Origin of the sequence: Sphingomonas sp. Leaf231 (assembly GCF_001421995.1) — a bacterium.
Taxonomy (GTDB): domain Bacteria; phylum Pseudomonadota; class Alphaproteobacteria; order Sphingomonadales; family Sphingomonadaceae; genus Sphingomonas.
In genome coordinates, this window is the sequence record NZ_LMLS01000001.1 from 400441 (window position 1) to 425685 (window position 25245).

Annotated in this window: 22 protein-coding genes; 12 read left to right on the forward strand and 10 right to left on the reverse strand. The window is 66.5% G+C overall.

The genetic code is table 11. From position 1 onward, the window contains the following. Positions 1-216 precede the first annotated feature (216 nt). On the reverse strand, positions 217-924 hold the full coding sequence (rnc, locus tag ASE95_RS02010) for a ribonuclease III (RefSeq protein WP_056632966.1): 708 nt from the start codon (positions 922-924) through the stop codon (positions 217-219). Positions 925-926: 2 nt separating this feature from the next. After that, positions 927-1742, reverse strand: coding sequence for a signal peptidase I (gene lepB, locus ASE95_RS02015; RefSeq protein WP_056630739.1), 816 nt, complete (start codon positions 1740-1742; stop codon positions 927-929). 95 nt (positions 1743-1837) lie between these two features. On the opposite strand from lepB, the gene pgi reads away from it, so the two are divergent. From pgi to gorA, 4 genes are all read left to right on the forward strand, one after another. Beyond that, a complete protein-coding gene (gene pgi, locus ASE95_RS02020; RefSeq protein ID WP_056630742.1) occupies positions 1838-3328 on the forward strand; it encodes a glucose-6-phosphate isomerase in 1491 nt (496 codons plus the stop codon). Positions 3329-3372: 44 nt separating this feature from the next. Further along, on the forward strand, positions 3373-3582 hold the full coding sequence (locus ASE95_RS02025; RefSeq protein ID WP_056630745.1) for a type II toxin-antitoxin system VapB family antitoxin: 210 nt from the start codon (positions 3373-3375) through the stop codon (positions 3580-3582). After that, positions 3579-3980, forward strand: coding sequence for a type II toxin-antitoxin system VapC family toxin (vapC, locus tag ASE95_RS02030; RefSeq protein ID WP_056630749.1), 402 nt, complete (start codon positions 3579-3581; stop codon positions 3978-3980). Before ASE95_RS02025 ends, vapC begins: the two co-directional genes overlap by 4 nt. A gap of 166 nt (positions 3981-4146) precedes the next feature. Beyond that, positions 4147-5496, forward strand: coding sequence for a glutathione-disulfide reductase (gorA, locus tag ASE95_RS02035; RefSeq protein WP_056630752.1), 1350 nt, complete (start codon positions 4147-4149; stop codon positions 5494-5496). Positions 5497-5499: 3 nt separating this feature from the next. On the opposite strand, the gene ASE95_RS02040 is transcribed toward gorA, so the two are convergent. The 5 genes from ASE95_RS02040 to ASE95_RS02060 form a co-directional block, all read right to left on the reverse strand. Beyond that, positions 5500-5940, reverse strand: coding sequence for a hotdog fold thioesterase (locus ASE95_RS02040; protein ID WP_056630755.1), 441 nt, complete (start codon positions 5938-5940; stop codon positions 5500-5502). Then, the gene (locus tag ASE95_RS02045; RefSeq protein WP_056630758.1) at positions 5937-6398 is read right to left on the reverse strand and encodes a hypothetical protein; all 462 of its coding nucleotides are present in this window, start codon (positions 6396-6398) and stop codon (positions 5937-5939) included. The genes ASE95_RS02040 and ASE95_RS02045 overlap by 4 nt, the downstream gene beginning before the upstream one ends. A gap of 24 nt (positions 6399-6422) precedes the next feature. Then, positions 6423-6863 (reverse strand): copper chaperone PCu(A)C, encoded by a 441-nt coding sequence (locus ASE95_RS02050; protein ID WP_056630763.1) that lies wholly within the window; start codon positions 6861-6863, stop codon positions 6423-6425. A gap of 148 nt (positions 6864-7011) precedes the next feature. Then, a complete protein-coding gene (gene hrpB, locus ASE95_RS02055) occupies positions 7012-9426 on the reverse strand; it encodes an ATP-dependent helicase HrpB (RefSeq protein ID WP_056630766.1) in 2415 nt (804 codons plus the stop codon). 81 nt (positions 9427-9507) lie between these two features. Continuing rightward, the gene (locus tag ASE95_RS02060) at positions 9508-10500 is read right to left on the reverse strand and encodes an adenosine kinase (protein ID WP_056630769.1); all 993 of its coding nucleotides are present in this window, start codon (positions 10498-10500) and stop codon (positions 9508-9510) included. Positions 10501-10588: 88 nt separating this feature from the next. Here ASE95_RS02060 and ASE95_RS02065 point away from each other — a divergent pair, with 88 nt between their 5' ends. The 3 genes from ASE95_RS02065 to ASE95_RS02075 all read left to right on the forward strand — a co-directional run bounded on the left by ASE95_RS02065 (position 10589) and on the right by ASE95_RS02075 (position 12996). Beyond that, positions 10589-11257 carry an EI24 domain-containing protein gene (locus ASE95_RS02065; RefSeq protein ID WP_056630772.1) on the forward strand — a complete coding sequence of 223 codons (669 nt, stop codon included), beginning with the start codon at positions 10589-10591 and terminating at the stop codon, positions 11255-11257. Continuing rightward, complete coding sequence (locus ASE95_RS02070) at positions 11254-11625, forward strand: hypothetical protein (protein WP_056630774.1); 372 nt, start codon at positions 11254-11256, stop codon at positions 11623-11625. Before ASE95_RS02065 ends, ASE95_RS02070 begins: the two co-directional genes overlap by 4 nt. Positions 11626-11694: 69 nt before the next feature. Next, positions 11695-12996 carry a cation:proton antiporter gene (locus ASE95_RS02075; RefSeq protein WP_056630777.1) on the forward strand — a complete coding sequence of 434 codons (1302 nt, stop codon included), beginning with the start codon at positions 11695-11697 and terminating at the stop codon, positions 12994-12996. A gap of 7 nt (positions 12997-13003) precedes the next feature. Here the strand turns inward: ASE95_RS02075 and ASE95_RS02080 are convergent, their stop codons facing one another. The 3 genes from ASE95_RS02080 to ASE95_RS17500 are packed head-to-tail and all read right to left on the reverse strand — an operon-like array spanning position 13004 to position 15043. Then, a complete protein-coding gene (locus ASE95_RS02080; RefSeq protein WP_056630780.1) occupies positions 13004-13297 on the reverse strand; it encodes a hypothetical protein in 294 nt (97 codons plus the stop codon). Continuing rightward, positions 13290-14834: a PepSY-associated TM helix domain-containing protein gene (locus tag ASE95_RS02085; protein WP_056630783.1), complete on the reverse strand. Its 1545-nt coding sequence runs from the start codon at positions 14832-14834 to the stop codon at positions 13290-13292. The genes ASE95_RS02080 and ASE95_RS02085 overlap by 8 nt, the downstream gene beginning before the upstream one ends. Before the next feature lie 20 nt (positions 14835-14854). Next, the gene (locus tag ASE95_RS17500; RefSeq protein ID WP_200918718.1) at positions 14855-15043 is read right to left on the reverse strand and encodes a hypothetical protein; all 189 of its coding nucleotides are present in this window, start codon (positions 15041-15043) and stop codon (positions 14855-14857) included. Positions 15044-15814: 771 nt separating this feature from the next. On the opposite strand from ASE95_RS17500, the gene ASE95_RS02095 reads away from it, so the two are divergent. The 5 genes from ASE95_RS02095 to ASE95_RS02115 all read left to right on the forward strand — a co-directional run bounded on the left by ASE95_RS02095 (position 15815) and on the right by ASE95_RS02115 (position 25217). Beyond that, positions 15815-17587 (forward strand): type I secretion system permease/ATPase, encoded by a 1773-nt coding sequence (locus ASE95_RS02095; RefSeq protein ID WP_235528128.1) that lies wholly within the window; start codon positions 15815-15817, stop codon positions 17585-17587. A 3-nt stretch (positions 17588-17590) separates the two neighbouring features. After that, a complete protein-coding gene (locus ASE95_RS02100) occupies positions 17591-18943 on the forward strand; it encodes an HlyD family type I secretion periplasmic adaptor subunit (RefSeq protein ID WP_056630791.1) in 1353 nt (450 codons plus the stop codon). 529 nt (positions 18944-19472) lie between these two features. Continuing rightward, positions 19473-20432 (forward strand): ABC transporter ATP-binding protein, encoded by a 960-nt coding sequence (locus tag ASE95_RS02105; protein ID WP_056630794.1) that lies wholly within the window; start codon positions 19473-19475, stop codon positions 20430-20432. After that, positions 20429-21649, forward strand: coding sequence for an ABC transporter permease (locus ASE95_RS02110; RefSeq protein WP_056630797.1), 1221 nt, complete (start codon positions 20429-20431; stop codon positions 21647-21649). Before ASE95_RS02105 ends, ASE95_RS02110 begins: the two co-directional genes overlap by 4 nt. A 166-nt stretch (positions 21650-21815) precedes the next feature. Continuing rightward, positions 21816-25217 carry a TonB-dependent receptor gene (locus tag ASE95_RS02115; RefSeq protein WP_056630799.1) on the forward strand — a complete coding sequence of 1134 codons (3402 nt, stop codon included), beginning with the start codon at positions 21816-21818 and terminating at the stop codon, positions 25215-25217. Positions 25218-25245 lie beyond the last annotated feature (28 nt).

Here is a 25245-nt window from a genome sequence, read left to right on the forward strand (position 1 = left end):
CGGGATTGCGGAGGTACAGGCAGCCGCGTTGCGAACGACCTTCGCGTTGGTAGCCCCGATTACCAATCAAACGGACCGCCTCGCACGGCCGGCGCCGCGCGAGTTTCCAGACCTTGGCCCATGGCGATCCACCTCGCCACCGTGTCCTTCATGCAGACGCCGGTCTCCCGACGCTCGCCTGGGCAGCATCGTCGGCGCTACCCTCGCCCATGCCGCTCAGCGGCGGCGCACCCGACGCTTCGGGGTCTGTGCGCTCAGCAGCGCCAGCAGCGCACGTGCCGCGGCGGTTTCCGCTTCCTGCTTGCTGGTGCCCTCCGCCGTCACTTCATCGCTGCCCACCGCTGCACGGATCGTGAAGCGTGGCGCGTGGCCCGGACCGGACCGGTCGACGATGCTATACGCCGGCACCCCGCGCCGGTTCGCCGCCGCCCATTCCTGCAACGCCGATTTGGGATGCTGCGGCACGCTGTCGTCGGCGTGGATGCGATTGGCCCACAATCGCCGCACCGCGCCGCGCGCCGCCTCCAACCCGGCGGTCCGGTACAGCGCGCCCAGCAACGCTTCCATCACATCGCCAAGCAGATTGTCGCCATGCTGCGCACCGTCGTCGCGCGCCTGCTTGCCCAAGCGGACATGCGCCACCGCGCCGATCTCACGCGCGACCTCCGCACATACTGCACCGGTAACCAAAGCATTGAAACGCCGGGACAATTGCCCCTCTGGCTCGTCGGGGAACAATTCCCACAGCCATTCGGCCATCACCAGCCCGAGCACCCGGTCGCCCAGGAACTCCAGCCGCTCGTAACTGGAACCCGCCTGCCCCGCGGCGTGGCTGGAATGGGTGAGCGCGCGCACGAACGGCGCGACGTCGTCGGGCCAGACGCCCAACGTCGCCTCGATCCACGCCGCCACCCCGTCGCTCACGTTCAGAAGCCGTGTCCGATCCGGCTGAACCGCGCCGCCGATGGCCAGGTCCACGGCTTCAGCCACTCGGCCGATCCATCGGTGGACCAGAACGTCACCAGCGCCTTGCCCTCGATCCGCTCCATCGGGATGTAGCCCATGCCCTCTGGCGGGGCAAAGCGGCTGTCGGCGCTGTCGTCGCGATTGTCGCCCATCAGGAACACGTCACCAGCGGGCACGCGGTACACGTCGGTGTCGTCGGCGATCGGCAGATTGCCCTGATCGAGCACCTCGTAGCTGCGACCGCCCGGCAACGTCTCGCGGAACCGTGGGTAACGGCAGATCGGCTGCGCGGTCGCATCCACGTCCTGGAACTGCGGCTCACATTTCTCGGCCGGAAAGTTCGCGGTCAGCGGTACGATGAAGTCGGCGATCCGCTGCTTCGGGATCGCCTTGCCGTTCAGGAACAGCTGACCGGCGCGCATCTGGATCGTGTCGCCCGGCAACCCGATCACCCGCTTGATGACGTCATGATCGTCCGGCCCCAGTGAGCGGAACACCACCGTGTCGCCGCGGACGGGATCGCTGGCGAAGATGCGTCCCGGAATCAACGGCACGCCCCACGGCAGCGACCAGCGCGAATAGCCGTAGTTCCATTTCGACACGAACAGGTAATCGCCGATCAGCAGCCGGGGCAGCATCGATTCCGACGGGATCGAAAAGGGCGAGAAGATAAAGCTGCGCAGGACGAAGACGAACAGCGCCAGCTTCAGCAGGAAGCGGATCGTCTCGCTGGTTTCCGAACGCGCGGGCTTGCCGGGGGCTGTTGGGGTGGCCATGAAGCACCGCGTCGCGCAATGCCCACGCTTCGTCAAGCGGAGCGTTGCGCGTTGCAGACGGTTGTGACCCGCAAATGGTCGGAAGGAACGTACACATGGCGGATTGGTCCAGGATCGAAGCGCTTCCGCAGGAACGGCTGGAGGCGTTGTTCGCGAACGACCCCGACCGGTTGGCGCGGCTCTCGCTCGACGTCGCCGGCATTCACTTCGACTGGTCGAAAACGCATCTGACGCCTGACGCCGTCGCCGCGTTCGAGGCGCTGGCCAAGGATGTCGATCTCGCCGGCAGGCGGGAGGCGATGTTCGCCGGCGAACACGTCAACGTCACCGAGGATCGCCCGGTCGAGCACACCGCCGAGCGCGGTGAAGGCAAGCCGGAAAGCGTGTCGCGGGCCGCTGCCTATCACGCCCGGATGCGCGCGGTGATCGACGCGATCGAGGCGGATGCGTTCGGCCCGGTTCGCCAGATCCTGCATGTCGGCATCGGCGGCTCGGCGCTGGGACCGAATCTGTTGGTCGATGCGCTCGGCCGCGACAGCGACCGTTACGAGGTGGCGATCGTCTCGAATATCGACGGCATGGCGCTGGACGATGTGTTCGAGCGCTTCGATGCCGCCACCACGCTGCTGGTTATCGCCTCTAAGACCTTCACCACCACCGAGACGATGATGAACGCCGAGAGCGTCATCGAATGGATGACCGGTGCCGGGGTCGAAGACCCCTATGGGCGCGTAATCGCGGTCACCGCCTCGCCCGACAAGGCGATCGAATGGGGCGTCGACGAAACCCGCATCCTGCCGTTTTCCGAGGGGGTGGGCGGGCGTTATTCGCTGTGGTCGTCGATCGGCTTCCCCGCCGCGATCGCGCTGGGTTGGGAGCAGTTCCAGGAATTGCTCGATGGCGCTGCCGAGATGGACCGACACTTCCGCCTTGCCGCGCTCCACGAAAACGCCCCCGCGCTCGCGGCGTTTGCGGACCTTTATTATACGCAGGTGCGCCATGCCGAAACGCGCGCGCCTTTCGCCTACGACGAGCGACTGCGCTTGCTGCCGAGCTACCTCCAGCAGCTGGAGATGGAGTCGAACGGCAAGGGGGTCACCGTCGACGGACAGCCAGTCGGGCGTCCGACCGCGCCGATCACCTGGGGTGGCGTCGGCACCGACGCACAGCATGCGGTGTTCCAGCTGCTCCACCAGGGCACGCACCTGATCCCGGTCGAATTCCTCGCCGTGGTCGAGGCGGGCGACACCCTGCCCGCCGAACACCACCGCCAGTTGCTGCTCAATGCCTTCGCGCAGGGCGCGGCGTTGATGAAGGGCAAGCAGGTGGACGATCCCGCGCGCAGCTACCCCGGCGATCGCCCGTCGTCGACGCTGCTCCTGGATCAGCTCGACGCCCGCACGCTGGGGGCGCTGATTGCCTTCTACGAACACCGTGTGTTCGTGAACGGGGTGCTGCTCGGCATCAACTCCTTCGACCAGTTCGGCGTCGAACTGGGCAAGGAAATGGCGAAGGCCGCCGCGCAGGGTGGCGGAGAGTTCGACCCCTCCACCGCCGATCTGATCGCCCGCGCCGGGCTGGCCTGAAGCAACCTTCTCCGTTACGTGTATGGCTCGACGGAGCCATACACATGCGGACCGACATCGATATCGATGACGCGTTGATGGCGGAGGCCATGGAGGCGTTGGGGGTGACGACCAAGCGCAAGGCGGTGACCAGGGCGTTGCAGGATGTCGTGCGCGTGAAGCGTCGGTTGCAGGCTTGGGATGGTCTGCGCTGGCTCGGCTGGCATGGCGACCTCGACGAGATGCGGACCAGCAAGTACGTGACGGCTGAATGAGCTTCCTTATCGATACCAGTGTCTGGATCGACTTGCTTGCCGCCCGTGAAACGCCACAGACGCCACGCCGGCGCGCGCTGATCGCGGCTCATCACGAACTCCTGATCGGCAATCTCGTGCTCACCGAAATATTGCAGGGAACGCGAAGATATCGCGATCACGACCGCAAACTGACATTGCTGGATAGCTTTTCCTACCTGACGATCGTGGACCGTCGCGTCGGGATCAAGGCGGCACGCAACTATCGTGCGCTGCACCAGCTGGGCGTGACGATCCGCAAGACCGTCGACATGTTGATCGCCGTCCGCCCCATCCTCGATGGTATCGCGCTGCTGTGCAGCGATCGCGACTTCGATCCGTTCGTCCGGCACCTCGGGCTGCGCTCCGCAATGCACTGACCCCGCTGTCCTGCGTCGGGGCGCGCTGCTAGTGCCGCGGGTTGTAACCCGGGGTCCCCGTCTCAACATTCACGTCTCAACATTCACGTTCCAATATCCTGCGTCTCAACGTTCGACGCGCCACCGTCTCAACATTCGCAACATTCGCGCCTTCCGGAGCCCAAGCATGTCCGACCACGACTACGACCTTTTCGTCATTGGCGCCGGTTCCGGCGGCACCCGCGCGGCGCGCGTGTCCGCGGCGCATGGCGCGAAGGTGGCGGTGGCGGAGGAATATCGCGTCGGCGGCACCTGCGTCATCCGCGGCTGCGTGCCCAAGAAGCTGCTCGTCTACGGCGCCCATTTCGCGGAGGATCTCCGCGATGCCCGGCACTTCGGCTGGGATGTGCCGGATGATTGCGCCTTCAGCTGGCCGCGCTTGCGCGACAACGTCATGAAAGAGGTGGACCGGATCAATCAGGCCTACACCACCACGCTCGAAAGTTCGGGCGCGGAGATCATTCATCAGCGCGCCACTGTCACCGGTCCGAACGAGGTGACGCTCGCCGATGGCACGAAGAAGACGGCGAAGACGATCCTGATCGCGGTCGGCGCGCACCCGGCGGTGCCGGAATGTCCGGGCCACGAACACGGCATCACCTCAAACGAGGCATTCCATCTCGACGCCGTACCCAGGCGCATCCTGATCGCGGGCGCCGGCTACATCGCCAATGAATTCGCCGGCATCTTCCACCAGCTCGGCAGCCACGTCATCCTGCTCAACCGCACCAAGGAGATCCTGCGCGGCTACGACCTGCAGATCCGCGATCGGCTGCTGCAGATCAGCTTGATGAAGGGGCTGGAGTTCCGCTTCGACGCCGCCTTCCAGGGCATCGACAAGGGCGCGGACGGCTGCCTGACCGTCCATATGTCGCATCACGATCCCGTCACGGTGGATGCGGTCATGTTCGCCACCGGGCGCAAGCCGAACACCTACCGGCTGGGGCTGGAGAATGCCGGGGTTGAGCTGGACGAACATGGGGCGATCAAGGTCGATGGCGACAATCGCTCCACCTGCGCGTCGATCTATGCGGTGGGCGACGTCACCAACCGCATCCAGTTGACGCCGATCGCGATCCGCGAGGGTCAGGCGTTCGCCGACAACATGTTCGGGGGCAAGAACACGAAGCTGGATTACGACTGCGTGCCTTCCGCGGTGTTCAGCCACCCACCGATCGCCGGGGTCGGGCTGACCGAGGCGCAGGCGCGTGCGACGCTCGGATCGGTGAAGGTCTATTCGTCGGATTTCCGGCCGATGAAGAACGTGCTGGCGGGTCGCGACGAACGCGCGCTCTACAAGATGGTGTGCGATGGTGAGACCGACCGCGTGGTCGGCATCCACATGATCGGCCCCGACGTGCCGGAGATCATCCAGGCCGCGGCGGTGGCGGTCAAGGCCGGGCTGACGAAGGCGCAGTTCGATGCCACGGTCGCATTGCACCCGACCATGGCGGAGGAACTGGTGCTACTGAAGTAAGCGTCAGCCGAGGGCGCCGCGATCGACCGCGATCACCGCCGCGGTCATCCGCGCGATGCAGACCAGTCGATCGGCATCGTCGGTGATGCGGATCGTCCAAACCTGCGATGTACGCCCCCGCGCTTCGCTGATGGCGGTCGCATGGACGAAACCGTCGCCGACCGGTCGCAGGTGGTTGGCGTTGATTTCCATGCCCACCGCGGCGAAGCGCGCCGGGTCGACGGTCGCCATCGCCGCGACCGAGGCGACCGTCTCGGCAAGCGCCACCGACGCGCCGCCGTGCAACCGCCCATATGGCTGGCGCGTGCGCTGGTCGACCGGCATTCGCGCCCGCAACCAGTCATCCCCCGCGTCGACGAATTCGATTCCAAGGAAGCCGGGCATCGATCCGGCGCACGCCGCGGTAAGGGCAGGCAGGTCGAGCGGAGTGTGCCAGATACTCATGTCGTCTCTCCGAACGGCAGGATCGATTCATACTGGCCACGCGGCGGCGCGCCGGGCACGATCGCCCCGTGCCGCAGCAGAAAGGCGTGCCGGACGATTTCGGCCTGTTGCTCGATACCGTAGCGTTCCAGCCGCCATCCAGGCCGGATGGCATAATGGTAACGGCAGAACGGATGCCGCTTCAGCGGCAGGAACACGCCCCGCTGATGCTGCCAGACATGGCACATCTCGTGGATGAACAAACCCTGCCGGTCAAGCGACGCGTTCGCGAAGTCCTCGCACCACAGATCGCCGCGCGGATGGAAGTGGATGCATCCGCGCGGCGCCATCACCGTGTCGCGCGGCTGGAAGAACGCCCATTTCGTGCGCGCCAGCGCCACCGGCGCGTAATCGATCGCATCGCCATACACCGACCGCGCCAGGGCCATCTCGCCCCCGGTAAGCCCACGCCGGATCATGCCGCGTCGGCCTGGGTGTCGGGATCAGTCCGGTGCCGCATCGCCGGCCGCGATCACCTTGGCCAACACGTGCACCGCCTCTCCGTCGGCGAAGCGCAGCGTCAACGGCAAGGCCGTTCCCGTTGCCACCGTCGCGGGCACGTCGAACAGCATGACGTGCCGCCCGCCGGGTGCGAAAGCGACATCCGCGCCCGCGGGAACCGGCACGTTGGGCAACGAATCCATCGTCGCCATGCCGTTTCCGGTCATGCGGCTGCCGTGCAGTTCGGCGCGCGGCACGCCGCGCGCCTCGACCCGCACCAGCGTCGCGTCTTCCACGCCGCCCTTCAGCATGAAATATGCCGCCGCCGGTCGCCCAGGCACCGCGGCCAACCGCACATAGGCATCGCCAGCGACCGGTGTCTTCGGCTGCGCGGAACAGGCCGCGATCAGCAGCAGCGGCGGCATCGTCCAGCGGCGGTTCATCACATCTCCTCGGTTGCGCGATATGGTGTAGGTGGGCCACGCCATTGCGGCAAGCTAGAGCGGTTTCCAATCATGTTGCGGCATCGCCCCGCCGCGTAGCGGGCGCCCAAAGGGCGATGACGGTGGAGCAACGTGGTCGGAAACCGCTCTAGCGGCGCGCGTCCGCATTCTTCGTGCGCAGCGTCGGTGTTGCCGCGGCCGGGTCTTCGGGCCAGGGGTGACGTGGATAGCGACCGCGCATCTCGCGCGCGACATCCCGCCAGCTACCCTGCCAGAACCCGGGCAGGTCACGGGTGGTCTGGATCGGTCGACCGGCCGGGGAGGTCAGCGAAAGGACCAGCGGCACGCGCCGGTCGCCGACCACCGGGTGGTCCGCCAAACCGAACAGCGCCTGCACCCGCAACTCGACGGTCGGCCCCGCTTCCGCACCATAATCGATCGCATGGGTCGATCCGGCCGGGCTGGTGAAGTCGGCCGGCGCGAGCCGATCGATCTGTCGCATCGCGTCCCATCCGATCAACTGGCGCAGCGCGTCGGTCAACGCACCCGGCGCGATCGCATCGAGCCGCCGACGCCCCGCCACCAGCGGTGGCAGCCACTCGTCGATCCGCTCCAGCAGATCGGCGTCGCTCAACGACACGCCGGCGAACGCGGCCCGGGTCCGCAGCGCCAGCGCCCCGTCGGACCACGGCAGCATCGCGATGCCAAGCGTTCGCACGCCATCCACCAACGCGGCTGCCAGCACCGCCGCATCGGCCTGCGGGTCGGGTCCGCTCGACAGGCGGATCGCGCCGATACGCCGTTCGCGAAGCGGCTGGACGGCTCCGGTCGCGGCATCGAAGCTGGCGGTACGATGCGTTACGATCCGTTCGGCGAACAAGGTTTCGATTTCACCGGCTTCGATGGCCGCCGCGGACAGGATGCGCGCGCCCGCCGCCATTCCCTGTGTCTCGGCCACGGCAAGCCACTCGACCCGTGCCAACGGCGACGTCGCATCAAGCCGAAAGCCCCGCCCGCCCGAAGACACCCAGCGTTCGCCACTCGCATCCCGCCGCCGTGCGAGACGGTCCGGAAACGCCAGCGCGACGCACGCGGCGATCGATTCCGCCGCACCGCCACGTCCGGCCATCCCCGCCCACCGTCTGGCGAGGGCACGCGCACTCTCCGCCTTCGCAGAGCGATCGCCTCGCCACCGTCGCAGGCGCACCTCGAGGTCGGCGTCCGGCCCACCCAGGCCACGTTCCTGCAACAACACCGCGATCTCCGCGGCAAGCCGCTTGTCGCCCGCCTCAAGCAGCATGTGCGCCAGCCGCGGCGTCATGGGCAGCGTGGCGATACGCCGGCCGTGCGCCGTCGGCCGTCCGGCGTCGTCGATCGCTCCCAGCGTCGACAAGCGCGCCCGCGCCTCGGCCACCGCGACCTCCGGCGGCGGATCGAGCCAGCGCAAGGCCCGCGGATCGGCCACGCCCCACATCGCACACGCCAATACCAGCGCGGACAGGTCCGCCTCCAGGATTTCCGGCGGGTCGAAGCGCGGCGTGCCGGCGGTCGCCGCCGCCTCCCACAAGCGATAGGCGACGCCCGGCTGCTGTCGCGCCGCGCGTCCGGCGCGTTGCGTCGCCGAAGCCTGGCTCGCGCGCTCGGTCACGAGCCGCGTCATGCCTGCCGCCCTGTCGTAGCGTGGTCGGCGGGCCAGCCCGCTGTCGATCACGACGCGGATACCATTAAGCGTCAGGCTGGTTTCCGCGATCGACGTCGCCAGCACCAGCTTGCGCAGCCCGTCCGGCTCGCCGTGGATCGCCGCCCGCTGGGCAGCTGGATCGAGGCTGCCGTGCAGCCGGTGCAGGCGCACGCCCGGCACGTCGCCTATCCGCTCAGCGGTTCGTTCGATTTCCGCGACGCCGGGAAGGAACGCCAGCACGCCGCCATGTTCTTCGGACAGTGCACGGCGGACCGCCGCCGCCACCGCATCCTCGATCCGCCCATCGGCCGAACGACCGATGTGACGTAGCTCAAGAGGATGGCTTCGCCCCGCGCTTTCGATGACCGGCGCGCCGTCCATAAGGCTCGCGAACCGCGCGCCGTCTAGGGTCGCGGACATCGCGACGATCCGCAGGTCGGGGCGCAACCCGCCTTGCGCATCGAGCGCCAGCGCCAGCCCGAAATCACCGTCGAGACTGCGTTCATGCACCTCGTCGAACAGAATGGCGGATACGCCGGCCAGCTCGGGATCGTCCTGCAACCGCGCGGTCAGAATACCCTCGGTCAACACCGTGACGCGCGTCGCAGCGGAACGTTTGGTGTCGAGGCGGGTCGCATAACCGAACGTCCGCCCGACCGGTTCGCCCGCCTGCGCCGCCATCCGTTCCGCCGCAGCGCGCGCGGCGAGCCGGCGGGGACTGGTGACCAGGATCTCGCCATCGCACCACCGTGCGCCGATCAACGCAGGGGCAACCGCCGTGGTCTTGCCTGCGCCCGGCGGTGCAACAAGCACCGCTGTCGGACCGGCTGCCAGCGCGGCGAGCAGATCGGGCAGGACGGCATGGATCGGCAGCGTGCTCACGCTTGGCCCTTGTCAGATCGGTGGCGGAGTGAACAGCGCCGCCGCTTCCGGATCACGTCGAAGCGGGCGGCGACGAACGCCTCAGATCGCCGCGGCGATCGCCTTCAGGTCGACGATCGGGCGCGCACCGAAATGCTGGATCACTTCGGCGGCGCAGATCGCGCCCAGCGTCAACGATGCCTCCAGCGACTTGCCGCGTGACTGACCGTGCAGGAACCCCGCAGCGAACAGATCGCCCGCGCCGGTCGTGTCGACCACCTTCTCGATCGGCTGCGCGGGCACGGTGACGCGCTGACCGTCCGCCACCGCCATCGCACCGCGCTCGCTCAACGTCACCACTACCAGCGGCACCTTGCCGGCTACGGCGGCAACCGCCGCATCGACGTCGGCCGCCCCGGTGAGCGATACGATCTCCGCCTCGTTGGCGAACAGCACGTCGATCAACCCGTGTTCGATCAGTTCGTGGAAAGCGTCACGGTGACGGTCGATCACGAATTCGGCGGAAAGCGTGAAGGCGATCTTCCGCCCCGCCCCCCGCGCGATGTCGATCGCGGCGCGCATCGCAGCGCGCGGCTCCTCCGGATCCCAGAGGTAACCCTCGAGATACAGATAGCGCGCATCCGCGATCAGCGCCGCGTCCAATGCATCGGCCGGCAGATAATGCGAGGCGCCGAGGAAAGTGTTCATCGTGCGCTGTCCGTCCGGTGTCACGAAGATCAGGCAACGGCCGGTCGTCGGCGCACCGGGACGCGCCGAGGTATCGAAGCGAATGCCGGCAGCTCGAATGTCATGCGCGAACACCTCGCCAAGCTGGTCGTCCGCGACCTGGCCGATGAAGGCGCAGGCGCTGCCCAGTGCCGCCATGCCGGCGATCGTGTTGGCAGCCGATCCGCCCGACACCTCCTGCCCCGGCCCCATTTTCGCGTATAGCGCGTCGGCTTCCTCCGGCGAAAAGACCAGCGCCATCGCACCCTTGGTCATGCCGTTTTCGGCGATGAAGGCATCGGCTGCGGGCGAGAGGATGTCGACGATGGCATTGCCGATCGCGACCACGTCGTAGCGGGGTTCGGTCAAGGTGATGTTTCCTGGAAGCGCGGGAAAGCGCCGGCCTAGAACGCCACCGCGGCTTGCGCAACGTCCAAGCGGGGCGCATCGCAGCCCGATGTTCCGCGCGTTCCTGCTTTCGATGCGACAACTTGGCGATCCGCCGATCCTGCGGGTGCTGGCGCTGTCGCTGGCGATCACCTTCGCCATCTTCGCCGTTCTGGGCGGTTTCTTATGGTGGTCGATCGATGCAGCGCTGGCGAACTGGCGCTGGCATGGTGCGCTGGCCGGGATCGCCGCCACCCTGACCATCGTGCTGGGAACGTGGCTGCTGTTCCGGGCGGTGGCGATGCTGGTGGTGGGATTGTTCGCCGACACGATCGTGGCCGCGGTCGAGCGGCGTCACTATCCGGATGCGCTGGCCAGTGCCCACCCGGTTTCGTTCGCACGAGGGATGCGGATGGGCCTTGCGTCGGGCGCGCGCTTCATCGCCATCAACCTGCTGTGCGCGCCGGTATATCTGGTGCTGCTGGTCACCGGCGTCGGGACGGCCGCGGCGTTCTTCGTCGTCAACGGCTGGCTTCTCGGTCGCGACCTCGGCGAGATGGTCGCCGCACGGCACCTGCCCGCTGCGGCGATGCGAGACTGGCGTGCGGCCACTTCGGGAAGGCGCTTCGTGCTGGGGCTTGCCGCCACCGGGCTGTTCGTGGTTCCGCTGCTCAACATCCTCGCGCCGGTACTCGGCGCGGCGATGGCAACGCATGTTTTTCACAGGACCCGCCGATGAAGCCTTTCGCCCCGGCCGCCCTCCTCCTGCTCACGCTGGGCGGTTGCGCCACAACCTCCGTGCCACGCCCGACCGTGTCGCGCGCCATCCCGGTCGCGCTGCCGACGCTCGGACTGGAGGCGGTGATGGGGCAGAATGCCGCGCATCTGACGCAAACCTTTGGGCAACCCGATGCCGACGTGCGCGAAGGAACAGCACGGAAGCTGCAATTTTCCAGCGCGATCTGTATCCTCGACGCGTATCTCTATCCCTCGAACGGGCATGCGGAACCTCGCGTGACCTGGGTAGACGCGCGCCAGCGTGATGGCAGTAGTATCGACCGGGCCAGCTGCGTCGCCGCGCTTAATCGGCGCACCGGCGGCAAGTAATGCGACCACAAGATCGTTGAGCAGGTGAGCCGGTCAAGCTAACCGCGACAAAACGGAGGGGAATTTCGTATGGCACCCGCGCAGCTCAGCGTCATCTTCTTCATGCAGCTATTTGCCATCGTCGCGGTGTCGCGGGTGGTCGGTTGGCTGGCGAAACGCTATTTCGGCCAGCCGCAGGTCGTTGGCGAGATGATCGCAGGTGTGCTGCTGGGACCGTCATTGCTCGGCTTGCTGGCACCAGAGTGGCAGGCGATGCTGTTCCCCAAAGAGACGCGCGGGCTTCTCTACGCCGTCGCTCAATTGGGCGTTGGGCTGTACATGTTCATCGTCGGGCTGGGTTTCCGCGCCGATCACTTTCGCAGCAATGCGCGAAGCGCCACGGCGGTATCCCTGTCGGGCATGATCGCACCGTTCGTGCTCGCGATCGCGATCGCACCGTGGCTGCAATCCATTCCCGGATTGTTCGGACCGGATGTGACCCCGATGCAGGCGGTGCTGTTCACCGGTGCGTGCATCGCGATTACTGCCTTCCCGATGCTGGCGCGGATCATTCACGAACGCGGCCTGTCCGATACGCCGCTCGGAACGCTGTCGCTGTCGTCCGGCGCGATCGACGATGCCGGGGCGTGGACGGTACTGGCGGTGGTGTTGGCGACGTTCGGGGATGGTCCTGCCGTCGCGGTAAAGGCGATCGGCGGCGCGGCCCTGTTCGCCGTGCTGGTGCTGGGGGTCGGCCCGCGGCTGCTGCGTCCATTGGGCGAACGTGCGGAACGCACGGGCCGGATCGGGCAGAGCGACACCGGCATTGCCCTGTTGCTGTTCCTGCTCGCCGCCTTCGCGATGGATGCGGTCGGCATGCATGCGGTGTTCGGAGGCTTTCTGCTGGGCGTGGCGATGCCGCGCGGGGTATTTGCCGACGGATTGAAGCGTCAGTTGGAGCCATTGACGGTACTGCTGCTCCTGCCGTGCTTCTTCACCTTCTCGGGTCTGAATACGCAGCTCGGGCTGGTGGCGGACCCGGCGCTGATCGGCGTAACGCTGGTGGTGCTGGTGGCGTCGGTGCTGGCGAAGGGCGGCGCGTGCTGGGCGGCGGCTAGGCTGACCGGACAGGACAATGCGACCGCGATGGGTGTCGGCGCGCTGATGAACGCGCGCGGGCTGATGGAACTCATCATCATCAACATCGGCCTTGCCCGCGGCATCATCGGCCCGGCGCTGTTTTCGATGCTGGTTCTTATGGCGATCGCGACCACGCTGATGGCCTCGCCGCTGTTCGAAGCGGTCTACGGACGGAAGGCGCGCGCGCGCGGTGAGTTGGGGACGCTGGATGACGCGGAGGAAGGGGACGTACACGAACGCGTCCGTTCCTGACCTTGGCTTAGCGGCGAAGAAGCGCCCGACGTACGGGATAGAGGATCGCACCCGGCGCAACCGACAATGCCAGCACCACCACCACCGCCGCGATCGAAGCGCAGGTCAGCAACCGGACCCAGCGCTCGCCATCCATTGGCGTGCCTGCTCGGATCAACGCGAGTCCAATCAATACTGCGGCCCCGCTGCGCAGCGTACGAACCATGCGTTCGCCGGACACGCCGGCATCTCGCCGGAACTTGTATGACGCCGCCGCCAGCAGCACGAAGGCCAGCGCACACAAGAACACGCCCTCACACATGCACCATCTCCCTTGTGTGCCTGGACGCGCGAGCCACGCGTGGCGGACGACTGGCGCGCCACGCCGCCGCGCCGAGCAGCGCTGCGGTGACCAGCATCGCCAGATCGAAGCCGACGAATAGCCAGTCGCCGGCCTGCCACGACGGGATCAACCCGCGCGTCGTGGTCACCGCATTCGCGACGGGGATCGCAACAAAGATCGCCGCCCCGGTGGCGAAGAGCAACGGCCACGCCTGCCGCGCGGGCCGAAGCAATTGCAGCAACGCCGCCGCGCCCCAGGCGTAGAACATTGCTGACACTTCGGCGTCGGCGCGCCCGATCGCCTCTGCCGGAATCAGGCGATTGGCGAGCAGATAGGCGCCCATGCCGATCGGCAACCCGGCAATCGCCGCGATGTTCAGCCGTTCGACCAACCGTAGCCCGAAGAACGGTGGTGCGCCCGGGCGTCGTCGCGCCGCCGTCCACAGCAGCAATCCCGTTCCCACCATCGCTGCGCCCGTCAGGCCAAGGAGGAACAGCACCCACCGCAACCCCGGAGCAGCAAAGTGGGCGACGTGCAGCCCCAACATCACGCCCACCGTGGACACAGCCGCACCACTGCGGCTGGGCGTGTGCAGCAATGCGCCGGTCGCGCCGGAATACACGACAGTACCGGTGCGTGCGTTCAGGGCACTGACGGCCGCTGGCGTAATCGCCACGGTTGCGGCGGTATCACCTGGGTTGCGCACCACGACGCGGGCCACCGGCGCACCGAGCCGGGCGGCCGCGTCACGAACGAGCGGGGCGATCCGCACCAGCGGCGCGGCGCGGCCGCTCGCCTCGGCATCGACCGGCAACCCGTAGGCCTCGCGGCCGAAATCCAGCGGTTGCTTGTAGTTGATCGCGATCGGATACGGCAGGTACATCAAGACCAGCGTCATCAATCCGGTGTAGGTGATGACCGCGTGGTAGGGCAGAGCCAGCACCGCCGAAACATTATGCGCGTCCAGCCAGCTACGCTGCCCCTTGTTCCAGCGCAGCGTAAAGAAATCGACGAATATCCGCTTGTGCGTCACGACGCCCGATACGATCGCAGCCAGCATGAACATTCCACATATCCCCGCCAGCCACCTTCCCCACGGGTGTGGCAGCTGCAACTGGAAGTGGAAGCGGTAGAAGTGCTCACCCCCGCGGGTCTCGCGCGCGTGGATCGGAGCACCTGTCGCGGGATCGAGTTCCAGTTCGCCGCCCCGCTTGCGGCGCTTGCCGGGCGTGGCATCCTTCACCGTGGCATCTGGCTGCGGGATCGTGAAGACGCGCGTGGTCGCGGTCCGATCGTCGGGGAGCATGATGAACCATTGCTGGTCGCCGCCGTTGGTCCGCGACAATCCGGCAACTGCCGCCTGCGCGGCGTCGGCAGCCGACGCGCTGTTCATGGGCAGTTCGGGCTGCATCCATCGCGTGATCTCTGGCCGGAAATAGCTGGCGGTGCCGGTAAGGAACATCGCGAACAATATCCAGCCAGCCAGCATCCCCAGCCAGCCGTGAATCCACGCCATCGACTGTCGCATCGAACGGGTCACGTCCGCACACCCAGCAACCATAGCGTAAGCCCGACGACTAGCGCGCTGCCCCAGACCCATGTCGCCGCACGAAGGGCGCGTGGTTCATGGAAGCACCACAGCGCGACCACCGCATAGAGAAGGAACGAGGGTACCATCGCCCACACGGTCGCCTCGACACGCTCGATCGGCAGCAATCGTGCCACAAGGGTCGCAACGGCCGCCGTTAAAGCATAGCCGCCAAGTAAAGCCGTAAAACACCGCAGCAGCATCGCCACTGCACCGCGACGAATACGGCGGGCAGGACGCGTCGGCTCCCGCGCAGGCTCGATCCGCTGCATCAGCATTCGACGCTTTCTCCTATGCGGCGCGATCAGGGCTATAGCGGCGATTGCGACTGACTAGCAATAGTGATTGGCGGTAACTTAGGTTGCGAGCGACAGCCCTGAAGATGATCGTGGTGACTCTCCGCGCAGCGTCGCTCCCGCTCGCAGTAGCAACCGACGATAGCGCGTAGTAGCGGGCCGGCGTTCGTCTAAATTCCATGAGCCGGGTAGCGCCGGTGAGATCGCATGACGCCTCAACCTGATCGTGGCGGCAGCCATACCGACCGGCGCACATAAACGGCAATCCCGCGAGCCGCGACGGCGGCAACGAATCGGGCGGCAGGACTGATGAAGCCCGGGTGCAGGGCTTATCCGGACATGATTCGGCCGACCCGACATGTCTCGACATACGCGCAAAACGGCCCAGAGATCTGCGCGCGTGATGCAAGCCACTCCGGTCGGTCACACGGAACCGATGCCGCAGATCCGTTCGATGCAAGCCACGTCAGTAAGCGTTTCTTTAACGATAGCTGCTACTTCGACGTACCGCTGACGGTCGATGCGACCGCCCACATAATCCGGTGACGCGATTTATCCTCAGCTAGGGGAAATCGTCGCCAGCACGTGACAGTGATGCTAGGTCATGGTTCCATGAGGCACCCCACGAATCCCGTTTCCGAAAGCCCGATGCGCGCGGCACTGGCGCTGTGTCGTCGCCATGTTCTGGCGGCATTCGGGTTCAGCGCGCTCGTCAACTTGCTGTATATCGCTCCGACCCTGTACATGCTGCAGGTCTACGATCGTGTTGTGCCGACGCAGGGGCGGCTGACGTTGGTTTTCCTGACGGTGGTCCTGCTGTTCGCCCTCGTCACGCTGTCGCTACTCGACCGGGTGCGCACGCGCCTACTGGTGCGGGCGGGCGTGGGGCTTGATGCGGCGCTATCCCCGGTCTTGCTCAACGCGACGATCGGACGCCCGGACCAGCCGGTCGCACGCCAGGCGCTGCGCGAATTCGATACGATGCGTCAGACGCTGAGCGGCCCTGGCGTGCTGGCGCTGTTCGACGCGCCATGGACGCCGATCTACGTCGCGGTGTGTTTTCTTGTCCATCCGGTGCTCGGGGTCGTTGCGCTGGTGGGCGGCGCGATCCTGCCGATCCTGGCTTGGCGTAACGAGAAGGCGACGCGCGGGGCGATGGAACGAGCGCAAGTCGCTGCGGCGACAAGCTATGCCAGCCAGGAAGCGATGCTGGGTGGGGCAGAGGCGGTTCGTGCGCTGGGAATGCGCCGCGCCATGGTGACGCGACAGTTACGGTACCGTGAAACGATGCTGGCGTTGCAGACGCGGGCGGGCTTCACTGGTGGCAATTACATGACCGCGACGAAGTTCGTGCGTCTGGCGCTGCAGAGCCTCGCGCTGGGACTTGGCGCGCTGCTGGCGATCGACAATCAGATTTCGGGCGGGGCGATCTTCGCCGCGTCGTTCCTGATCGCCCGGGCTCTGGCCCCGATCGAGATGCTGATCGGCAGCTGGAAGGGAATTGCGCAGGCGCATGGCAGCTACTTGCGGCTCGACAAGCTGTTGAGCGAGGCGCAGGCCAGTGGCCCGGTAACGCAGCTTCCCGCACCGAAGGGTGCGCTGGGGCTGGAGCACGTCACGATCCTCAACGACACGCGTGACGGCGCGATCGTCAACGACGTGACGCTGACGATCGCCGCAGGCGAGGTGATCGCGATCGTCGGGCCAAGCGGCGCAGGCAAGTCGACGCTGGCGCGCGCGATCGCGGGAGCGATCCCACCCGATCGCGGCCGCGTGCGCATCGACGGTGCCGATGCAGCGGACTGGGATCCCGAACAGCTGGCCCGGCATATCGGATACCTTCCCCAGGACCCGTCCTTGTTCGCAGGCACCGTAAAGGAGAATATTGCGCGTTTCTCGACCGAGATCGACGATGACGACGTCGCCATCGATTCGGCTGCCATCACCGCCGCCGAACGCGCACGTGCACGCGAATTGATCCAGCGCCTGAGCAACGGCTTCGACCACGAGCTGAAAGCCGGCGGGCGCGGGCTGTCGGCCGGACAATCCCAGCGGGTGGCACTCGCACGTGCGATGTTCGGCGACCCCGCGGTGCTGATCCTCGATGAACCGAACGCGCATCTCGATGCCGAGGGCGACGGTGCGCTCCTCGCCGCGATCGATCATTACAAGAAGGCCGGGCACACCATCCTGGTAGTCAGCCACAAACTCGGCATTCTGCCCGTGGTCGACAAATTGCTGGTGATGCGTGCCGGCAGGGTAGAAATGTTCGGGCCCCGCGACGAAATCCTTCCGAAGATCGCGCCGCAGCGGCCGCGTGCGGTGCCCGCACCTGGCGCCGCAGGTCCCGCCACCTCCATCAACGCACCCACCGCGAGCGCCTGAACCATGGCCACCCTGCCCCTTCCATCGATCGCCGATGACAAGGTCCACTTGCCCGCCGACCCAAAGGGCGACATTCGCAACGGCCTGATCGTCGCGGCGGTCTTCTTTCTGGGCTTTCTTGGCTGGGCCGGCTTCGCGCGGCTGGACGCGGCGTCCTATGCCGAAGGCGTGCTGGCGGTGTCGGGGCAGCGCCAGTCGGTGCAGCATCGTGACGGCGGCGTGGTCGAAAAAATCTTCGTGCGCGACGGTCAGCGGGTTCGACAGGGGCAGTTGCTGATCCGGCTTGGTTCCCCGGAAGTCTACGCCAGCGAACGTGCGCTTGCCTCGCAGGCGATCCGCCTGCTGGCGCAGCGCGCGCGCCTGGAGGCGGAGCAGCTTGGCCAGACCCGCGTGCCCGAGCCGCGCGAATTTGCGACCCTGAAAGACGAGGATCGTGCGGAGGCGCGACTGGCGATGCGGCTTCAGCAAACCGAGCTGAGTGCGCGCAATGCAACACTTTCTGCCCAACGCGACGCGCTTGGGCAACGCGGGGCGCAGTCGACGGAACAAGGACGCGGTTACGGCGAGCAGGTAGCGTCCGCGCAAGAGCAGCTAAAGTTGCTGGAAGCGCAGCTCGACGCGCTGCGTCCGGTCGCTGCCAAGGGCTTCGTGTCGCAAACCCGGCTGCGCGAGCTTGAGCGGATGCGCGCCGAATTGCAGGGCCAGCGTGGGCAATATGCCGCCAGCGTGGCGCAGACGCGCGAAGCGGAGCGCGAAAGCCAGATCCAGCGCCTGGAAGCCCAGCGGACCTTTTCCGAGCGCACCGCGGCTGACCTTCGCGACGTTGAAGTTCGCCTTGGCGAGTTGCTGCCCAAGCTGGGCGCTGCGCGCGAGCAGCTGGCCCGTACCGAGATCCGGTCGCCGTCCACCGGTGCCGTGGTCGGGTTGACGGTGTTCACACCCGGCGGCGTGATCCAGGCCGGACAGAAGTTGATGGACATCGTACCCGAACAGGCGCCGCTACGCATTCAGGCACGCATCTCCCCCGACGATGCTGACGACCTTAGGGTTGGCCAGATGACGCAAGTGAAGTTCCCGAGCCTGCACGAACGCGACATCCCGCCACTCAATGGTGCGCTGACCCGCCTCTCGGCGGACAGCTTCACCGACGAAAAGAGTGGAGCCAGCTATTTCACGGGCGAGGTGACCGTGGCGCCGGAAGAACTCCACGTCCTCGCACGGTTCCGGGGCGAGCAGTTCAAGCTTCGCCCGGGCATGCCGGCGCAGGTGTTGATCCCGCTGCGCAAGCGCACGGCACTCGACTATGCACTGGAACCGCTGGTCGGCAGCTTCTGGTCTTCGTTCCGCGAACACTGATGCCCTCGCGCCGTCTGACAATCAAACAAACGTGTGGGCTGCACGAGCTGCCTTGATGATGCTTCATGCATGGCATCGGAGCCCGGCGAGACTTGTTCGCGCCGATCGAACATAGCTGCTCAAATCGTTATTTTCGCCGGAAGGTAGGCAACGGAGCGCGATGCCTCTGCGCTGATCAACGGCGCGCGCAGCTGAAATGCCGATCTTGGCGGAGAGATCGCATGCAGATGGACCGCGGACGTTGTCCTGCGAACGCGGTCGGTCAGCGAGTTGACCGTGGCGACCGACTGGAACGACGAACGCCTTCGTGACGCCGGGTTCGTGTGTCGGTCACCCCTCGCTGGACAATAGCTTCCGTATCTCGGTCAACGGCAGCGGTTAGATCGATGGCCATACCGCACGGGCGCAGAACGTCGCCGAAGTTGGCGCCGCCGGTTCCGACGCTCCGACGTCATTTTCTGCGCGGGTTTGAAAGTGCGGTTCGGACGATAGCGATTGGCGCACGGCACGCGCACCGCTAAGCTGATGGATGAACGGGGACAAATGCGTGGCATCCAGTGAATTCGCCGTCGTCGCCGAAGGCCTGATGAAGCGATATGGCGAGCGATGGGTCGTGGACGGGGTCGACCTGACCGTGCCCGGCGGCGCGATTTACGGCGTGCTGGGGCCGAACGGCGCGGGCAAGACGACGACCCTGCGCATGATGCTGGGGATCATCGAGCCGGATGCGGGAACGCGCAGGCTTCTGGGGGCCGACCACCCGCGCGATGTCGGCGACCGCGTCGGCTATCTTCCTGAAGAACGCGGGCTTTACCCATCGATGACTGCGCGCGACGCGGTGGCCTTCATGGGGGCGCTGCGCGGGCTCGACTGGCAGACCGGACGGACACGCGCCGCCGAGATGATGGAAGCGGCCGGGCTGGCCCACGCGGTGAGCGAGAAAATACGCAAGCTGTCGAAGGGCATGGCGCAACTGGTGCAACTGCTTGGCGCGGTGGTGCACCGGCCGGACCTGCTGGTGCTCGACGAGCCGTTTTCCGGCCTCGATCCGGTCAACCAGGAACGGCTGGAGGCGCTGATCCTCGCCGAGCGCGACCGGGGTGCGACGGTGCTGTTCTCCACCCACGTCATGCAGCATGCGCAGCGGCTGTGCGACCGGCTGGCGATCATCGCCGGTGGCAAGCGGCGCTTCGAGGGAACGGTCGAGGAAGCACGCGGGCTGTTGCCGCAACAGGTCCATTACGTGCCGAATAACTCAGACATGCACCTTGCGCAGATGTTGCCCCCGCAAGCTTTGCCACAGGCGGAAGGATGGCGTTTCGAGTTGCCGAAAGAGGGCATCGAGACGCTTTTGACGCGGCTCATCGCGGCGGGATACGGCATAAAGGGCCTTTCTATCGAGCGACCCGGATTGCACGACGCGTTCGTGCGGATCGTCGGCCAGAGCGCCGGCCCGGCTTCCGTCCCAGAGACGGCGACCAGCGCGTGACGCCGCTCCGTCGCCAGTTGCGGCAGACGCTGACGATCGCGCGCCGCGATTTCACCGCCACCGTCTTCACCCCGATCTTCCTGCTGTTCCTGTTCGCGCCGGTCATCATGGCGTCGTTCGGCGCGATCGGCGGACTGGGGGCGGCATCGGCGACGCAAGGGTCGGTAGACAAGGCGCGGCTGGTGGTGATGCTGCCCCCGGACGCCGGCGAGGCGGTGCGCGACGCCGATGCGCGGTTGCGCCCGCTGTTCCCGGGCGAAGCCCGCCCGCCGGCGCTGGACCATCGCGCCCCCGGCCCCACACCCCGCGCCGCGCTGCACGACCGGAACGTGGACGTGGCGGCGGTGCTGCACGGATCCCTGTCGACGCCGGCGATCGTCTATGCCGCGGGGCACCGGCGCGAGGCGCGCTATCTGGCGGCAGTCGCCCGCGCCGCTGCGCTGGGTGCGCAGGCGCACGCCGTGCCGCCCGAGGCTGTCCTGGAACGGGTGGACGACGCCGCGCCATCGTTGGGCGGCCGGAGCACCGCGTCGTTCTTCGCGGTGTTCGGCATCTTCTTCCTGACGCTGTTCCTGTCGGGGCAGGTCGTCGGGACGATGGCGGAGGAGCGCAACAACAAGGTCATCGAGATCCTGGCGGCAGCGGTGCCGCTGGAAAGCGTGTTCCTGGGCAAGCTGCTGGGCATGTACGGAGTGGCGGTGCTGTTCGTCGCGTTCTGGGGGACGGTGCTGAGCCAGATCGGCATGTTGCTGCCCGGCGACATGGCGGGGGCGTTGCAGGACCTGCGCCCGGCGATCGGCATCGTGCCGTTCGCGATCCTGTTCGCCGCATATTTCACCACCGCCTATCTGCTGCTGGGATCGGTGTTTCTGGGCGTGGGCGCACAGGCATCGACGATGCGCGAGGTACAGATGCTGTCGCTGCCGATCACGATCCTGCAGGTGGGGATGTTCGGGCTGGCATCGTCGGCCGTGTCGCACCCCGGCAGCTGGCTGGCGACCGCCGCCGAGCTGTTCCCGCTGTCCTCCCCGTTCGCGATGGCCGGACAGGCCGCCGGATCGCCGCGATGGTGGCCGCATGTCGCGGCATTGGCGTGGCAGCTCTTGTGGGTGGCGATCTTCATCACGATCGGCGCGCGACTGTTCCGGCGCGGGGTGCTGCAATCGGGCAGCGCGATGCCGGCGTGGCGGCGGATGTTCACACGCCGCCGCTCATGAAACGGGCCATCGCCGCTGTCGCTTTTTTGCAACGCCGAACCAAAGTGTTGCAGCGCACCCTGTCGCGACTCGCAAGTGTCACGCAACCGACATATTGAACCGTCATCGCCGCCCCGACGACGAAGCCGTCGCGGATAGCGCAGCGGCTTGAAGGGGACAATTTTCGATGCGAAACAACCTGTTCGTGGGTGTGGCTGCGGTCGCGCTGGTCATCCCGGCTGCCGCCATGGCGCAGGAAACCACGTCCGCGATCCGCGGCACGGTAACCGGCAACGGCGCACCTGTCGCGGGGGCGACGGTGACGATCGTGAACGTGCCGACCGGCGGCACCTCCACGGTGACGACCGATGCCAGCGGCAGCTTCAACGCCACCGGCTTGCGCGTCGGCGGCCCCTATACGGTGAGCGTCGCGGCCCCGGGTTTCGCGAACACGCAGGTCACCGAAATCCAGACCGTCGTCGCGCAAAGCTTCGAGTTGCCGATCGAACTGACCGCCGAGACGGCCGGTGGCGCTGACATCGTCGTCACCGCATCGCGCCTGCCCAACGCCCGGAACCTGAGCCAGGGCCCGGCCACGGTGCTGTCGGCGGCGCAGATCGCCAGCGTCGCCTCCGTCAACCGCGACGTCCGCGACCTGATGCGCCGCGACCCGTTCGCGCGCCTCGACTATTCCGAAGGCAGCGGCCGCGCCGTCAGCTTCGCCGGCCAGAACGCGCGCTTCAACCGCTTCTCGGTCGACGGCGTGCCGGTGACCGACAATTTCGGTCTGAACCCCGACGGGCTGCCGACCCGCCGCTCGCCCGTCCCGTTCGATGCGATCGGCCAGTTCCAGACCAAGGTCGCGCCGTACGACGTGCGCGAGGGCAACTTCCAGGGCGGCGCGATCAACGCCATCCTGAAGTCGGGCACCAACGAATTCCACGGCACCGGTTTCTACGCCTATTCGGCGGATGAACTGACCGGCAAGCGCACCAAGGCGGGTCCGGGCGTGCCGACCGGCCGAGTGACCATCCCGAACTTCAAGTATGAGAATTACGGTGCCGAAATTTCAGGCCCGATCATCAAGGACAAGCTGTTCTTCATGGTGGCGGGCGAGCGCATCCGCGCCGGCACGCCGATCACGGAAGGTACACCGGGCAATAATGCCGGCACGATCATCCCGAACATCACCGACGAAGCGGTGTCGCAGATCCAGCAGATCGCGCAGAGCCGCTACGGCTATGACACCGGCAGCGTCCTGAACAATTCGGACGATCAGGACGACCGCCTGGTCGCCAAGCTGGACGCGAACCTGTCCGACACGCAGCGCGCGTCGGTGACGTACATGTACACCAAGGATTCGATCCGCTTCAACCAGAACACCCAGGTAGGCCCGGCAAGCGGCACCGCCAACGCACCGGGTCTGGGGCTGGAATCGAACGGCTATATCGGGTCGAACCGGCTGCACGCCGGTGTCGTTCAGCTGAACTCCGACTGGTCCGACGACTTCTCGACCGAGGTCCGCGGCTTCTACAAGGATTACAAGCGCGGTCAGGACCCGATCATGGGGCGTGGATTCGCCCAGATGCAGGTCTGCACCGCCGCGCAGTCCGATCGCGGCGGGTTCGCCGGGGTCGGCAGCACCGCGACCGGCATCGACCTGTCGACCAATTGCGCCAACGGATCGGGGACCGTGTCGTTCGGGCCGGATATCTCTCGTCAGTCCAACGAACTGACCAGCAGCACCTGGGGCGGCACGGTGCAGGCGCGCCTGACGCGTGACGACCACGACCTGCGCATCTTCGGCGAAATGTCGGATACCAAGATCGTCAACCTGTTCGTGCAGCGCACCGCCGGCGATTACTACTTCGACTCGATCGCAGACTTCGCGGCGGGCAACGCGCAGCGTCTGCGGTACCAGAATGCGGTGCCGAGCCTCGACCCGATCAACGGCGCGGCCCGTTTCCAGTACCAGTCTTATGCCTTCGGCATTCAGGACAACTGGCGGATCAGCGACACGTTGTCGCTGTCCTATGGCGCTCGTTACGACATGTACGGCGGCAAGAGCCGTCCAGAGCTGAACCCGAACTTCGTCAACCGGTACGGCTTCACCAACACGACCTACATCTCGGGCCGGGGGGTGTTCCAGCCGCGGATCGGTTTCGACTTCAAGCCGACGACACAGCTTACCTTCCGCGGCGGCATCGGCATCTTCTCGGGCGGATCACCGGACGTCTATGTCTCGAACAGCTTCTCGAACACCGGCTTCCTGACGAACAGCATCGACGTGACGCAGGCGAACAACGGCAGCTATTCCGTTCCCACCGGCGCGCAGATCCTGACCGGTGTCAACGGGGCCACGATCCCGGCGGCAGCGAACACGGAACTGAACAACGCAGCGTCGGCGGCGAACTCCCCGACCAACGCGCTGGATCGCAACTTCCGCCTTCCCTCGCAGTGGCGCGGCACGCTGTCGGCGGATTACGATAGCGACTTCGGCGGCTTCCTGGGCGGCGGCTGGCACTTCGGTGCCGACTTCCTGTGGTCGGGCGTACGCGATCAGGTGTATTTCACCGACATCCGCGCGGTGCCGGGCACGTCGACGACGCCGGATGGCCGCACGCGTTACCAGTCGGTGACGACGTTCGCCGACCGGTTCCAGGATATCTTGCTGACCAACACCGGGCGCGGCCGCTCCTATGTCGGCGTAGCGCGGTTCGACAAGTCGTTCGACGCGGGGCTGAGCCTTTCGGCAAGCTACACCTATCAGGACGTCAAGGATAAAACCCCGGCGACGTCCTCCACCGCAGGGTCGAACTACGCCAACGGCGCGTTCTTCGATGGTGGCGGCGCGGCGTATGGCGTGTCGAACGATCAGGTCCGTCACCTGATCAAATATGGCGTGACGTTCGACCGGGCGTTCTTCGGCGACTACAAGACGAACATCGCCGTGTTCGGCGAGACCCGCATCGGCAAGCCCTACAGCTACACGATGCAGGATACGTCATCGAACCGCAGCCCGATCTTCGGGAACGTCGGCACGCAGGCGCGTTATCTGATGTACGTGCCGGTTTCGACCACCGATCCACTGGTCAGCTATGGCGACACGATCGTGAACGGGCGGGTGACGCAGACCGCGGCGCAGACCGCGTCCAACCTCGACGCGCTGATCAATTCGAGCGGCCTGTCCAAGTTCCGTGGCAAGATCGCGCCGCGCAATGCGTTCAACTCTCCGTGGTTCACCAAGATCGATCTGCACGTATCGCAGGAGATCCCGACCGGGCTGGGCAGCAGCCGCGTGACGTTGTTCGCGGACGTGGAGAACGTCACCAACCTGATCAACAAGAACTGGGGCCAGATCCGCGAATACGCCTTCCCGCTCACCGCCGCGGCGGTGCGCGTGCAGTGCTTGCAGGCACCGGTCGCCAGCGGCACGACCCCGACCAGCGCGCAGACCACGCAGAACACCGCGCAGGCATGCGGCCAATATCGCTTCACCGCGCCGTCGGTGTCGCCCGACCAGCAGAACGTGATCTCGTCGCGTCAGTCGCTGTACTCGGTCCGCATCGGCGCGCGTTTCACTTTCTGATCGCACGCACCTGACCGGCAGGGCCGTC